Genomic DNA, 12,169 nt, shown 5'->3' with positions numbered 1-12,169 from the left:
CCGTTCGTGCGTTCCGGGTCCGCCCCGCGGGGAGCCGGCCTCAGCGCAGGCAGTCCGCCCGCAGGGCCAGGCCCAGGGTGCGCAGCGAGGCGTCGGCCTCCGCCAGCAGCCCGGCCAGCGTCGGGAAGGCGTGCCACATGCCGGGCGCGCGCTCGTAGGTGACCGGTGTCCCGGCCGCGCGGGCGCGCTCGACGAGGGTGTCGGCGTCGTCGACGAGGATCTCGTCGGCACCGGCGACGACGTGGAGCGGCGGCAGCCCGGCCAGGTCCGCGTCGAGAGGCAGGAGCTCGGGGGCGCCGGTGTGCGGGCCCGCGTAGTCGGTGACGGCGTCGGGCAGCCACGACGGATCCAGCATCGCGTCGGAGGCGACGTTGCGGGTGAGCGCGTCCGCGGTGCAGGACAGGTCCAGCCAGGGCGAGATCAGTCCGATGGAGCCCGGGAGATCCTCGCCGGTCGCACGCAGTCGCAGCAGCAGCGACATGGTCAGCCCGCCGCCCGCGGAGTCGCCGGCCACCGCGATGTGCCGGGCCGGGATCCCCGCGGCCCGCAGGGCGGCCCAGGCGGCGTACGCGTCGTCGAGGGCGGCCGGGAACGGGTGCTCCGGGGCGAGCCGGTAGTGCGGAGCGAGGACCGCGCTGCCGGTGGCGTGCGCGAGCCCGGCGAGCAGCGGCCGGTGCGACGCCGAGGACCCCACGAGGTACCCGCCGCCGTGCAGGTAGAGCACCCGGTGCGGGGCCAGCGGCCCGGGCGGTGCGACGACCGCGGTGGGCACGCCGCCCAGCGTCCCGAGGTCGCGGCGGGTGCCGCGGGGGAGCGGGAGCGAGGCGCCGACGAGGTCGAGTCCACGCCGTCTCAGGGCGACGGGTAGTGTCGGGGCGAGCAAGGGCGCGATGAGTGCGCGCGTGGCGAGGCGGTTGACGGCCGTCGGCAGGTGCATACCGGACCGTAACCGTCCCTCCGTCGCCACCGTCCACAGGGTGATCCACACCGTGATCGACACGGCGGGATCGTGCTGTGGCGCAGTCGTCGCCCACACCGATCCGACCGCGACGAGCGGCCGTCGATCTGCGACGAGCGGCCGTCGATCTGCGACGAGCGGGTGAGTCCGCTTGCCAGTGACGGCGTCGTACGGCATCGTCGGGTCATCACAGGTCTCCTCCGGGGCGTCGTCCCGGGGGATCCGAGGACCATCGAAGCCCCCGATGGTCCCGAAGGCAGGTCCGAGGCGAACGCCCGGAACGGACCCGCTTTGACCGTGTCGAAGAGGGCCGGGTATTCTCATGTCTTGTGCTCGGCTCCGGTCGGGCAGGTCCGCGTGTCCCGTGGTGTGCACCGATCCGTTGGTTCCGACCCTCAGATCTGTGGTTGCGCCCCGGAGCAGGGCACGCCGGACGTCCCGACAGCCTCCGCGGGGCCCTTCCGGCCCCGAGCGTGCCCGGGACGACACGCCCGACCTCGGGGTCCGGCGCGACGGTGGCGGAGTCCGGCGAGAGCCGGCAGCCACGCCGGCGCCCGGAGCCCGGGACACCGAACGAAGATCACCAGTGTCACGGCGAGCGAGACAGTCGAGCCACGTCGACGGGAAGAAGTAGACGGTTCATGCCCACGATCCAGCAGCTGGTCCGCAAGGGCCGCGAGGACAAGGTCTCCAAGACCAAGACCGCCGCGCTGAAGGGAAGCCCCCAGCGCCGCGGGGTCTGCACCCGCGTGTACACCACCACGCCCAAGAAGCCGAACTCGGCGCTGCGCAAGGTCGCCCGTGTGCGCCTGTCCAGCGGCATCGAGGTCACCGCGTACATCCCCGGTGAGGGCCACAACCTGCAGGAGCACAGCATCGTGCTCGTGCGCGGTGGTCGTGTGAAGGACCTACCCGGCGTGCGCTACAAGGTCATCCGTGGGTCGCTGGACACCCAGGGCGTGAAGAACCGCAAGCAGTCCCGCAGCCGCTACGGCGCGAAGAAGGAGAAGAGCTGATGCCCCGCAAGGGCCCCGCCCCGAAGCGTCCGCTGGTCTCGGACCCGGTCTACGGCTCGCCGCTGGTCACCCAGCTGGTGAACAAGGTCCTCAAGGACGGGAAGCGGTCGCTCGCCGAGCGCATCGTCTACGCCGCCCTCGAGGGCACCCGTGACAAGACCGGCACCGACCCGGTCGTCACGCTGAAGCGCGCTCTCGACAACGTGAAGCCGGCCCTCGAGGTCCGCAGCCGCCGCGTCGGTGGCGCGACCTACCAGGTCCCCGTCGAGGTCCGTGCCGTCCGGCAGACCACCCTGGGGCTGCGTTGGCTGGTCACCTACTCCGGCCAGCGCCGTGAGAAGACCATGGTCGAGCGCCTCATGAACGAGCTGCTCGACGCCAGCAACGGCCTCGGCGCCAGCGTCAAGCGGCGCGAGGACATGCACAAGATGGCGGAGTCGAACCGCGCCTTCGCCCACTACCGCTGGTGACCGGCCGACCGTCGGGCGCCAACTCGCGATCCAGGGAGAGCTGAGCAGTGGCAGCACAGGACGTGCTGACGGACCTCACCAAGGTCCGCAACATCGGCATCATGGCCCACATCGACGCCGGTAAGACGACCACGACCGAGCGGATCCTGTACTACACGGGGATCAACTACAAGCTCGGCGAGGTGCACGACGGCGCCGCCACCATGGACTGGATGGAGGAGGAGCAGAAGCGCGGCATCACGATCACGTCGGCCGCGACGACCTGCTTCTGGAAGAACCACCAGATCAACATCATCGACACCCCCGGGCACGTCGACTTCACCGTCGAGGTGGAGCGTTCGCTGCGGGTGCTCGACGGCGCGGTCGCGGTCTTCGACGGCAAGGAGGGGGTCGAGCCGCAGTCCGAGCAGGTCTGGCGGCAGGCCACCAAGTACGACGTCCCCCGCATCTGCTTCGTCAACAAGATGGACAAGCTGGGCGCGGACTTCTACTTCACCGTTCAGACGATCAAGGACCGCCTGAACGCGACCCCGCTGCCGCTGCAGATCCCGATCGGCTCCGAGAACGACTTCATCGGTGTCATCGACCTGGTCGAGATGCGCGCGCTCACGTGGCGTGGCGAGGTCGCCAAGGGCGAGGACTACACCGTCGAGGAGATCCCGGCGGACCTCCAGGCCAAGGCCGAGGAGTACCGCACGGCGCTCGTCGAGGCCGTCGCCGAGACCGACGACGAGCTCATGGAGCTCTACCTCGGTGGCGAGGACCTGACGACCGAGCAGATCAAGACCGGTGTCCGCGCGCTAGTGACCAACCGCGCCGCCTACCCGGTCCTCTGTGGCTCGGCCTTCAAGAACAAGGGCGTGCAGCCGATGCTGGACGCGGTGATCGACTACCTGCCGTCGCCGTACGACGTGCCGCCGGTCGAGGGTTTCCTCACCGACGGCGAGACGCCGGCGAGCCGCAAGCCTGCGAAGGACGAGCCGTTCTCGGCCCTCGCCTTCAAGATCGCCGCGCACCCGTTCTTCGGCAAGCTGACCTACATCCGGGTGTACTCGGGTCAGGTCGCCGCCGGCGCCCAGGTCATCAACTCGACCAAGGACCGGAAGGAGCGCATCGGGAAGCTCTTCCAGATGCACTCCAACAAGGAGAACCCGGTCGACGAGGCCGTGGCCGGTCACATCTACGCGGTCATCGGTCTGAAGGACACGACCACCGGCGACACGCTCTGCGACCCGCAGAACCCGATCGTCCTCGAGTCGATGACCTTCCCGGACCCGGTCATCCAGGTCGCCGTCGAGCCCAAGTCGAAGGCGGACCAGGAGAAGCTCTCGCTGGCGATCCAGAAGCTGGCGGAGGAGGACCCGACGTTCCAGGTCTCCCTGGACGACGAGACCGGCCAGACCATCATCGCCGGCATGGGCGAGCTGCACCTCGAGGTGCTGGTCAACCGGATGAAGTCCGACTACAAGGTCGAGGCCAACATCGGTAAGCCGCAGGTGGCCTACCGGGAGACCATCAAGAAGGCCGTCGAGAAGTTCGAGTACACGCACAAGAAGCAGACCGGTGGCTCGGGCCAGTTCGCCCGCGTCATCATCAAGCTCGAGCCGCTCACCAGCGGTGACGGTGCGCTGTACGAGTTCGAGAACAAGGTCACCGGTGGCCGTGTCCCGCGGGAGTACATCCCGTCGGTCGACGCCGGTGCCCAGGACGCCATGCAGTACGGCATCCAGGCCGGCTACCCCGTCGTCGGTGTGAAGCTCACGCTGCTGGACGGTCAGTACCACGAGGTCGACTCCTCGGAGATGGCCTTCAAGGTCGCCGGTTCGATGGCGTTCAAGGAGGCGGCCCGCAAGGCGAGCCCCGCCATCCTCGAGCCGATGATGGCCGTCGAGGTGATGACGCCCGAGGACTACATGGGTGATGTCATCGGCGACCTGAACTCCCGCCGCGGCCAGATCCAGGCCATGGAGGAGCGGGCCGGTGCCCGTGTCGTGAAGGCGACCGTGCCGCTGTCCGAGATGTTCGGCTACGTCGGCGACCTGCGGTCGCGGACCCAGGGCCGGGCGAACTACACGATGGTCTTCGACTCCTACGCCGAGGTTCCGGCGAACGTGGCGAAGGAGATCATCGCGAAGGCCACGGGCGAGTAAGAGCTCCCCGGGGCGGGCCCCAGTGCCCGACCTGCTCGGAGGGTGCGGTCCGCGGATCGGTAAGGTCCGCGGCCCGCACCACCCGACACCCACAGACCTGCCGTCAGCACGGCGGAGTACAGACACGAGTCCAGGAGGACCCAGCAGTGGCGAAGGCGAAGTTCGAGCGGACCAAGCCGCACGTCAACATCGGCACCATCGGTCACATCGACCACGGCAAGACCACGCTGACGGCGGCCATCACCAAGGTTCTGCACGACAAGTACCCGAACCTCAACGAGGCTTCGGCGTTCGACATGATCGACAAGGCGCCGGAAGAGCGCCAGCGCGGTATCACGATCTCCATCGCGCACGTCGAGTACCAGACCGAGAAGCGGCACTACGCGCACGTCGACTGCCCCGGGCACGCCGACTACGTGAAGAACATGATCACCGGTGCCGCCCAGATGGACGGCGCGATCCTGGTGGTCGCCGCGACCGACGGCCCGATGCCCCAGACCCGTGAGCACGTGCTGCTCGCGCGTCAGGTCGGCGTGCCGTACATCGTCGTCGCCCTGAACAAGGCGGACATGGTCGACGACGAGGAGATCATGGAGCTCGTCGAGATGGAGGTCCGCGAGCTCTTGTCGGATCAGGACTACCCGGGCGACGACCTCCCGATCGTGCGCGTCTCGGCGCTGAAGGCGCTCGAGGGCGACGACAAGTGGGCCGAGGCCATCGTCGAGCTCATGGACGCGGTCGACGAGGCCATCCCGGAGCCCGAGCGCGACATCGAGAAGCCGTTCCTCATGCCCGTCGAGGACGTCTTCACGATCACCGGTCGCGGCACGGTCGTCACCGGCCGTATCGAGCGCGGCATCGTCAAGGTCAACGAGACCGTCGACATCGTCGGCATCCGGCCGAACAAGACCTCGACCACCGTCACCGGTGTCGAGATGTTCCGCAAGATCCTCGACGAGGGTCGCGCCGGCGAGAACGTGGGTCTGCTCCTGCGCGGTATCAAGCGTGAGGACGTGGAGCGCGGCCAGGTCGTCGTGAAGCCGGGTTCGATCACCCCGCACACCGAGTTCGAGGGCCAGGTGTACATCCTGGGCAAGGACGAGGGCGGCCGTCACACCCCGTTCTTCAACAACTACCGTCCGCAGTTCTACTTCCGGACGACCGACGTGACCGGCGTCGTGACCCTCCCGCAGGGCACCGAGATGGTCATGCCGGGTGACAACACCACCATGAGCGTTCAGCTGATCCAGCCGATCGCCATGGAGGAGGGCCTGCAGTTCGCCATCCGTGAGGGTGGCCGCACCGTGGGCGCCGGCCAGGTCACCAAGATCAACGCGTGATGTGACGAGGCCGTCCCCCGGGGCGGCCTCGTTACCCACCCCCCGGTCGAGGGTGCCGCACAGCGGTGTGTCATCCTTGACGGGTTGCACGATGAGCATGGCGCGTGGAAGCGCCGCCTCTGTTCCCGGTCTCCGGTAGTCCAGGGGTCGCGCACCACGCGCCATGCTCGTTGTCAGCCCCGGTTTTGCGGTCCGCCGTGTTACCGGGGAGATTCCGAGCGACATGCCCGCCCCAGATGGGGGTGGGACGCGGTGACCCGGGCACAACCATGCGGGCAGGGCGCGACACGCCCGACCTCGTGGACCGGAGAGCCCCGGCAGGACGAGTGCTCCAGGGAACTGGACGCGCGACTCCGGGCCGACAGAGACCTGAACAGAGCACGGGCCGCAGCCGGCCCGCCGGACATCCGGTGGCAGCACGGCGCGAGTTCTTACGGGGCCGAACCGCGACACCCCCGCGGCAGGAAGAAGAGGACGACCGACGACCATGGCGGGACAGAAGATCCGCATCAGGCTCAAGGCCTATGACCACGAGGCAATCGACGCGTCTGCTCGCAAGATCGTGGAGACCGTGACGCGTACCGGTGCCCGGGTCGTCGGCCCCGTGCCGCTGCCTACCGAGAAGAACGTGTACTGCGTCATCCGCTCGCCGCACAAGTACAAGGACTCGCGCGAGCACTTCGAGATGCGCACGCACAAGCGACTCATCGACATCCTCGACCCGACGCCCAAGACGGTCGACGCGCTCATGCGCATCGACCTGCCGGCGAGCGTCGACGTCAACATTCAGTGACGGCGGGGTGGAGACGATGACTGCTGCATTCAAGAAGACGACTGCCACCAAGCAGACGAAGAAGGTCACCGGCCTCCTGGGCACCAAGCTCGGGATGACCCAGTTGTTCGACGAGAACAACCGCATCGTGCCGGTCACCGTGGTCCAGCTCGGGCCGAACGTCGTGACGCAGGTGCGCTCGCAGGAATCCGACGGCTACACCGCCGTCCAGCTGGCCTACGGGGCCATCGACCCGCGCAAGGTGAACAAGCCGGAGTCCGGCCACTTCGCCAAGGCCGGCGTCACCCCCCGTCGTCACGTCCTGGAGCTCCGCACCTCCGACGCCGCCGAGTACACCACCGGCCAGGAGGTCACCGTCGAGGCGTTCGCCGAGGTGGCCGAGGTCGACGTGGTGGGCGTGACCAAGGGTAAGGGCTTCGCCGGTGTCATGAAGCGCCACGGGTTCAAGGGCCTGGGCGCCTCGCACGGCACGCAGCGCAAGCACCGTTCGCCGGGCTCCATCGGCGGCTGCGCCACCCCGGGCCGCGTGTTCAAGGGTGTGCGGATGGCCGGCCGGATGGGTTCCGACCGCCAGACCACGCAGAACCTGAAGGTCCACCGGGTGGACGCCGAGCGCGGGCTGCTGCTCGTCAAGGGCGCCGTCCCCGGGCCGCGCGGTGGCCTCGTCGTGGTGAAGACCCCCGCGAAGGGTGATGGCAAGTGAGCACCGTGCAGATCAAGACTCCCGAGGGTTCCGCCTCCGGCAGCGTCGAGCTGCCGGACCACGTCTTCGACGTGACGGCGAACATCGCCCTCATGCACCAGGTGGTGACCGCGCAGCTCAACGCCGCGCGTCAGGGCACGCACGACGTGAAGGGTCGCGGCGAGGTCCGCGGCGGTGGCAAGAAGCCGTACCGGCAGAAGGGCACCGGTCGCGCCCGTCAGGGCTCGATCCGCGCGCCGCAGTTCGCCGGTGGTGGCATCGTCCACGGCCCGACGCCCCGCGACTACTCGCAGCGGACCCCGAAGAAGATGAAGGCCGCCGCCCTGCGTGGCGCCCTCTCCGACCGGGCCCGCGCCGGCGCCGTGCACGTCGTGTCCGCCTTCTCCGAGGGCGACGCGCCGTCGACCAAGGCCGCCCGCAAGGCGATCGAGGCCGTCGTGCCCGACGCCCGCCGGGTGCTCGCGGTCGTCGAGCGTTCCGCGGAGAACGCCCTGCTGAGCCTGCGCAACCTGCCGCAGGTCCACCTGATCGCGCCCGACCAGCTGAACACCCACGACGTGCTCGTCAACGACGTCGTGCTGTTCACGCAGGCGGCGCTGGACGAGTTCCTGGCCGGCCCGATCGCGAAGCCGAAGGCTGCCGGCCGCCGCGCTGAGGAGGCCGACAAGTGATCACGGACCCGCGGGACGTGCTGCTCGCGCCGGTCGTCTCGGAGAAGAGCTACGGGCTGCTCGACGAGCGCCAGTACACCTTCGTCGTGGCACCGGACGCGAACAAGACCCAGATCAAGATCGCCGTGGAGAAGGTGTTCGGGGTCAAGGTGACCAGCGTGAACACGCTGAACCGCCCGGGCAAGCGCAAGCGCTCCCGCACCGGCTACGGCAAGCGCAAGGACACCAAGCGCGCGATCGTCACGCTCTCCGAGGAGAGCAAGTCGATCGACGTCTTCGGTGGCCCGGCGAGCTGAGGGAGCGAGCTGACCCATGGCCATTCGTAAGTACAAGCCGACCACCCCGGGCCGTCGTGGCTCGAGCGTGTCGGACTTCGCCGAGATCACCCGGGACACCCCCGAGAAGTCGCTGCTGCGCCCGCTGCACAACAAGGGCGGCCGCAACGCGCACGGGCGGATCACCACCCGTCACCAGGGTGGCGGGCACAAGCGCGCCTACCGTCTGATCGACTTCCGTCGTAACGACAAGGACGGCGTGCCGGCGAAGGTCGCGCACATCGAGTACGACCCGAACCGCACCTCGCGGATCGCACTGCTGCACTACGCCGACGGCGAGAAGCGCTACATCATCGCGCCGGCGAAGCTCAAGCAGGGCGACAAGATCGAGAACGGTCCCCGGGCCGACATCAAGGTGGGTAACAACCTGCCGCTGCGCAACATCCCGACGGGCACCGTGGTGCACGCGATCGAGCTCCGCCCCGGTGGCGGCGCCAAGATCGCGCGCTCGGCCGGTGTCGGCGTCCAGCTGGTCGCCAAGGACGGGCCCTACGCGCAGCTGCGGATGCCCTCCGGCGAGATCCGCTACGTCGACGTGCGCTGCCGCGCCACCGTCGGCGAGGTGGGCAACTCGGAGCACGCCAACATCAACTGGGGTAAGGCCGGCCGTATGCGGTGGAAGGGCAAGCGCCCGACCGTCCGTGGTGTCGTCATGAACCCGGTGGACCACCCGCACGGTGGTGGTGAGGGCAAGACCTCTGGTGGCCGCCACCCGGTGAACCCGGCGGGCAAGCCCGAGGGCCGCACCCGCAAGAGCAAGCCGTCCGACAAGTTGATCGTCCGCCGGCGTCGTACCGGCAAGAAGCGCTGAGCAGGGAGGTAAGACATGCCGCGCAGCCTGAAGAAGGGCCCCTTCGTGGACGACCACCTGCTCAAGAAGGTGGACGTCCTCAACGAGTCCGGCAAGAAGACCGTCATCCGCACGTGGTCCCGTCGGTCCACGATCATCCCGGACATGATCGGTCACACCATCGCCGTGCACGACGGCCGCAAGCACGTCCCGGTGTTCGTGTCCGACTCGATGGTCGGTCACAAGCTGGGCGAGTTCGCCCCCACCCGGACCTTCCGGGGCCACATCAAGGACGACCGCAAGGCGCGTCGGCGCTAGCAGCCGGCCCGAGTAGCGACTAGGAGAGGTGGAGAAAATGGCAGAGACCACTGCCGAGACCACCGGCGCTGCGCTCGAGCCGACTCGTGCGCGCGCCGTGGCGCGGTTCGTCCGCAGCTCGCCGACGAAGACCCGTCGTGTCGTGGACCTGGTCCGCGGCCTGCCGGTCGACGAGGCGCTGGCGATCCTGCGGTTCTCGCCGCAGGCCGCGGCGGAGCCCGTCGCGAAGGTCGTGGCGAGCGCCGCGGCCAACGCCGAGAACAACCTGGACCTGGACCCGGAGACCCTCGTGGTCGCCGTGGCGATGGTCGACGAGGGCCCGACGTTGAAGCGGATCCGGCCGCGCGCCCAGGGGCGTGCGTACCGCATCCGCAAGCGGACGAGCCACATCACCATCGAGGTCGAGTCGGTTCCGCAGAAGGCCGGCCGTCGTGGTGCGAAGGGGAGGGCCCGCTGATGGGGCAGAAGATCAACCCGCACGGCTTCCGCCTGGGCATCACCACGGACTGGAAGTCGCGCTGGTACGCCGACAAGCAGTACTCCGAGTACGTCAAGGAGGACGTCGAGATCCGCCGCATGCTCTCCAAGGGCATGGAGCGGGCCGGCATCTCCAAGGTCGAGATCGAGCGCACCCGGGACCGCGTGCGGGTGGACATCCACACCGCGCGTCCGGGCATCGTGATCGGCCGTCGTGGCGCGGAGGCCGACCGGATCCGGGGCAACCTCGAGAAGCTGACCAAGAAGCAGGTCCAGCTGAACATCCTCGAGGTCAAGAACTCCGAGTCCGACGCGCAGCTCGTCGCCCAGGGCGTCGCCGAGCAGCTGTCGAACCGGGTCGCCTTCCGGCGTGCGATGCGCAAGGCCATCCAGTCGGCCATGCGCAGCCCGCAGGTCAAGGGCATCCGGGTCCAGTGCTCGGGCCGCCTCGGCGGTGCCGAGATGTCGCGGTCGGAGTTCTACCGCGAGGGTCGGGTCCCGCTGCACACGCTGCGTGCCGACATCGACTACGGCCTGTTCGAGGCCCGGACCTCCTTCGGCCGCATCGGCGTGAAGGTCTGGATCTACAAGGGCGACGTCGTCGGTGGCCGTCGCGAGGGCGTCCCGGCCGCCGCCGAGGCCCCGGGCCGCGGCCCGCGCCGCGAGCGTCCGGCCCGGCGCCGTTCCGGTGCCTCGGGCACCACTGCGACCAGCACCGAGGCCGGGCGTGCCGCGCAGAGCGCGGGCCAGGCCGGCGGCGCCGCGACGGCGACCGCCGAGGCCCCGGCCTCCGGTGAGAACCAGAGCAACGGTGGGGAGAGCTGACCGATGCTGATCCCACGCAAGGTCAAGCACCGCAAGCAGCACCGTCCCAAGCGCAAGGGCATGGCCAGCGGTGGTACCGCGGTCACCTTCGGCGACTGGGGCATCCAGGCGCTGGAGCCGGCCTACGTGTCGAACCGGCAGATCGAGTCGGCGCGTATCGCGATCAACCGGCACATCCGTCGTGGCGGGAAGATCTGGATCAACGTCTTCCCGGACATCCCGATGACCAAGAAGCCGGCCGAGGTCCGCATGGGCTCCGGTAAGGGTTCGCCCGAGAAGTGGGTCACGAACGTCAAGCCGGGCCGGGTGCTCTTCGAGATGAGCTTCCCGAACCGCGAGGTGGCGCACGAGGCCCTGACCCGTGCGATCCACAAGCTGCCCATGAAGTGCCGGATCGTGTCCCGTGAGGGTGGTGACATCTGATGGCGAGCAGTGGCAACACCAAGGCCGCCGAGCTGCGCGAGCTCTCCGACGAGGAGCTGGTCGTGCGTGTCCGGGAGGCCAAGGAGGAGCTGTTCAACCTCCGCTTCCAGATGGCCACCGGGCAGCTGGACAACAACCGGCGGCTGCGGGCCGTCCGTCACGACATCGCGCGGTGCTACACCGTGATGCGCGAGCGTGAGCTCGGCCTTTCCGCCGCACCGACCGAGAGCGAGGGCGCGGCGTGAGCGACGAGCAGAAGAACGACGAGCGCGGGGAGCGCAAGGTCCGCGAGGGCCTGGTCGTGTCCGACAAGATGGAGAAGACGATCGTCGTCTCCCTCGAGGACCGGGTGAAGCACCCCCTGTACGGCAAGGTCATCCGCCGGACCAGCAAGGTCAAGGCGCACGACGAGGGGAACACCGCCGGTATCGGCGACCGTGTCCGCCTCATGGAGACCCGTCCGCTGTCGGCGACCAAGCGCTGGCGGCTGGTGGAGATCCTCGAGAAGGCCAAGTAGGAGTCGAAGTGATCCAGCAGGAGTCGCGGCTGCGCGTCGCCGACAACACCGGTGCCAAGGAGATCCTGTGCATCCGGGTGCTGGGCGGCTCCGCGCGGCGCTACGCCGGGATCGGCGACGTCATCGTCGCCACGGTCAAGGAGGCCATCCCCGGCGCCGGCGTGAAGCGTGGTGACGTCGTCAAGGCGGTCATCGTGCGCACCAAGAAGGAGAAGCGCCGTCCCGACGGCAGCTACATCCGTTTCGACGAGAACGCCGCCGTGCTGATCAAGGCGGACAACGGACCTCGGGGGACCCGTATCTTCGGCCCGGTCGGGCGCGAGCTGCGCGACCGCAAGTTCATGAGGATCATCTCCCTGGCCCCGGAGGTGCTCTGACATGAA

The 12,169-nt window shown here is 68.9% G+C and carries 17 protein-coding genes; 16 read left to right on the top strand and 1 reads right to left on the bottom strand.

Annotation, left to right across the window (positions count from 1 at the left end):
- Nucleotides 1-40: 40 nt before the first annotated feature.
- Complete coding sequence (locus MTO91_RS22845) at nucleotides 41-937, bottom strand: alpha/beta hydrolase (RefSeq protein WP_157818345.1); 897 nt, start codon at nucleotides 935-937, stop codon at nucleotides 41-43.
- 662 nt (nucleotides 938-1,599) lie between these two features.
- Between MTO91_RS22845 and rpsL the strand changes: the two genes are divergently transcribed.
- The 16 genes from rpsL (at nucleotide 1,600) to rplN (ending at nucleotide 12,163) form a co-directional block, all read left to right on the top strand.
- Nucleotides 1,600-1,974, top strand: coding sequence for a 30S ribosomal protein S12 (gene rpsL, locus MTO91_RS22840; RefSeq protein ID WP_020622943.1), 375 nt, complete (start codon nucleotides 1,600-1,602; stop codon nucleotides 1,972-1,974).
- Nucleotides 1,974-2,444 carry a 30S ribosomal protein S7 gene (rpsG, locus tag MTO91_RS22835; protein WP_020622942.1) on the top strand — a complete coding sequence of 157 codons (471 nt, stop codon included), beginning with the start codon at nucleotides 1,974-1,976 and terminating at the stop codon, nucleotides 2,442-2,444. Before rpsL ends, rpsG begins: the two co-directional genes overlap by 1 nt.
- A gap of 47 nt (nucleotides 2,445-2,491) precedes the next feature.
- Nucleotides 2,492-4,594, top strand: a complete 2,103-nt coding sequence (gene fusA, locus MTO91_RS22830; protein WP_100878740.1) for an elongation factor G — start codon at nucleotides 2,492-2,494, stop codon at nucleotides 4,592-4,594.
- 146 nt (nucleotides 4,595-4,740) lie between these two features.
- Nucleotides 4,741-5,934 carry an elongation factor Tu gene (gene tuf / locus MTO91_RS22825; protein ID WP_073576471.1) on the top strand — a complete coding sequence of 398 codons (1,194 nt, stop codon included), beginning with the start codon at nucleotides 4,741-4,743 and terminating at the stop codon, nucleotides 5,932-5,934.
- A gap of 487 nt (nucleotides 5,935-6,421) precedes the next feature.
- Nucleotides 6,422-6,727, top strand: a complete 306-nt coding sequence (gene rpsJ / locus MTO91_RS22820; RefSeq protein WP_003938093.1) for a 30S ribosomal protein S10 — start codon at nucleotides 6,422-6,424, stop codon at nucleotides 6,725-6,727.
- Nucleotides 6,728-6,743: 16 nt separating this feature from the next.
- Entirely contained in the window at nucleotides 6,744-7,430 is a 687-nt protein-coding gene (gene rplC, locus MTO91_RS22815; protein ID WP_073576866.1) for a 50S ribosomal protein L3, read from the top strand.
- Nucleotides 7,427-8,101 (top strand): 50S ribosomal protein L4, encoded by a 675-nt coding sequence (rplD, locus tag MTO91_RS22810; RefSeq protein ID WP_073576470.1) that lies wholly within the window; start codon nucleotides 7,427-7,429, stop codon nucleotides 8,099-8,101. Before rplC ends, rplD begins: the two co-directional genes overlap by 4 nt.
- Complete coding sequence (gene rplW / locus MTO91_RS22805) at nucleotides 8,098-8,397, top strand: 50S ribosomal protein L23 (protein ID WP_062397845.1); 300 nt, start codon at nucleotides 8,098-8,100, stop codon at nucleotides 8,395-8,397. Before rplD ends, rplW begins: the two co-directional genes overlap by 4 nt.
- A gap of 16 nt (nucleotides 8,398-8,413) precedes the next feature.
- A complete protein-coding gene (rplB, locus tag MTO91_RS22800; RefSeq protein ID WP_062397843.1) occupies nucleotides 8,414-9,247 on the top strand; it encodes a 50S ribosomal protein L2 in 834 nt (277 codons plus the stop codon).
- A 15-nt stretch (nucleotides 9,248-9,262) separates the two neighbouring features.
- Nucleotides 9,263-9,544 (top strand): 30S ribosomal protein S19, encoded by a 282-nt coding sequence (gene rpsS, locus MTO91_RS22795; protein ID WP_062397841.1) that lies wholly within the window; start codon nucleotides 9,263-9,265, stop codon nucleotides 9,542-9,544.
- Between the two features lie 37 nt (nucleotides 9,545-9,581).
- Entirely contained in the window at nucleotides 9,582-10,001 is a 420-nt protein-coding gene (rplV, locus tag MTO91_RS22790; RefSeq protein WP_062397838.1) for a 50S ribosomal protein L22, read from the top strand.
- Nucleotides 10,001-10,846 (top strand): 30S ribosomal protein S3, encoded by an 846-nt coding sequence (gene rpsC / locus MTO91_RS22785; RefSeq protein WP_020622933.1) that lies wholly within the window; start codon nucleotides 10,001-10,003, stop codon nucleotides 10,844-10,846. Before rplV ends, rpsC begins: the two co-directional genes overlap by 1 nt.
- A 3-nt stretch (nucleotides 10,847-10,849) precedes the next feature.
- Nucleotides 10,850-11,269 (top strand): 50S ribosomal protein L16, encoded by a 420-nt coding sequence (gene rplP, locus MTO91_RS22780; protein ID WP_020622932.1) that lies wholly within the window; start codon nucleotides 10,850-10,852, stop codon nucleotides 11,267-11,269.
- Entirely contained in the window at nucleotides 11,269-11,514 is a 246-nt protein-coding gene (rpmC, locus tag MTO91_RS22775; RefSeq protein WP_020622931.1) for a 50S ribosomal protein L29, read from the top strand. The genes rplP and rpmC overlap by 1 nt, the downstream gene beginning before the upstream one ends.
- Nucleotides 11,511-11,786, top strand: coding sequence for a 30S ribosomal protein S17 (gene rpsQ, locus MTO91_RS22770; RefSeq protein WP_062397834.1), 276 nt, complete (start codon nucleotides 11,511-11,513; stop codon nucleotides 11,784-11,786). Before rpmC ends, rpsQ begins: the two co-directional genes overlap by 4 nt.
- Nucleotides 11,787-11,794: 8 nt before the next feature.
- Nucleotides 11,795-12,163: a 50S ribosomal protein L14 gene (gene rplN, locus MTO91_RS22765; protein WP_010228481.1), complete on the top strand. Its 369-nt coding sequence runs from the start codon at nucleotides 11,795-11,797 to the stop codon at nucleotides 12,161-12,163.
- The last annotated feature ends 6 nt before the right edge of the window (nucleotides 12,164-12,169 follow it).

The sequence above is a fragment of the Pseudonocardia sp. 2-7 genome, assembly GCF_056341085.1.
The sequence above is the reverse complement of the archived record's forward strand: the minus strand, read 5'-3'. Positions and strand labels throughout refer to the sequence as shown.

Bases quoted from the DNA above. Each gene is read 5' to 3' on its own strand.
- MTO91_RS22845 (WP_157818345.1), bottom strand. From the start codon at position 937: ATGCACCTGCCGACGGCCGTCAACCGCCTCGCCACGCGCGCACTCATC.
- rpsL (WP_020622943.1), top strand. From the start codon at position 1,600: ATGCCCACGATCCAGCAGCTGGTCCGCAAGGGCCGCGAGGACAAGGTC.
- rpsG (WP_020622942.1), top strand. From the start codon at position 1,974: ATGCCCCGCAAGGGCCCCGCCCCGAAGCGTCCGCTGGTCTCGGACCCG.
- rpsJ (WP_003938093.1), top strand. From the start codon at position 6,422: ATGGCGGGACAGAAGATCCGCATCAGGCTCAAGGCCTATGACCACGAG.
- rplC (WP_073576866.1), top strand. From the start codon at position 6,744: ATGACTGCTGCATTCAAGAAGACGACTGCCACCAAGCAGACGAAGAAG.
- rplB (WP_062397843.1), top strand. From the start codon at position 8,414: ATGGCCATTCGTAAGTACAAGCCGACCACCCCGGGCCGTCGTGGCTCG.
- rpsS (WP_062397841.1), top strand. From the start codon at position 9,263: ATGCCGCGCAGCCTGAAGAAGGGCCCCTTCGTGGACGACCACCTGCTC.
- rplV (WP_062397838.1), top strand. From the start codon at position 9,582: ATGGCAGAGACCACTGCCGAGACCACCGGCGCTGCGCTCGAGCCGACT.
- rpsC (WP_020622933.1), top strand. From the start codon at position 10,001: ATGGGGCAGAAGATCAACCCGCACGGCTTCCGCCTGGGCATCACCACG.
- rplP (WP_020622932.1), top strand. From the start codon at position 10,850: ATGCTGATCCCACGCAAGGTCAAGCACCGCAAGCAGCACCGTCCCAAG.
- rpmC (WP_020622931.1), top strand. From the start codon at position 11,269: ATGGCGAGCAGTGGCAACACCAAGGCCGCCGAGCTGCGCGAGCTCTCC.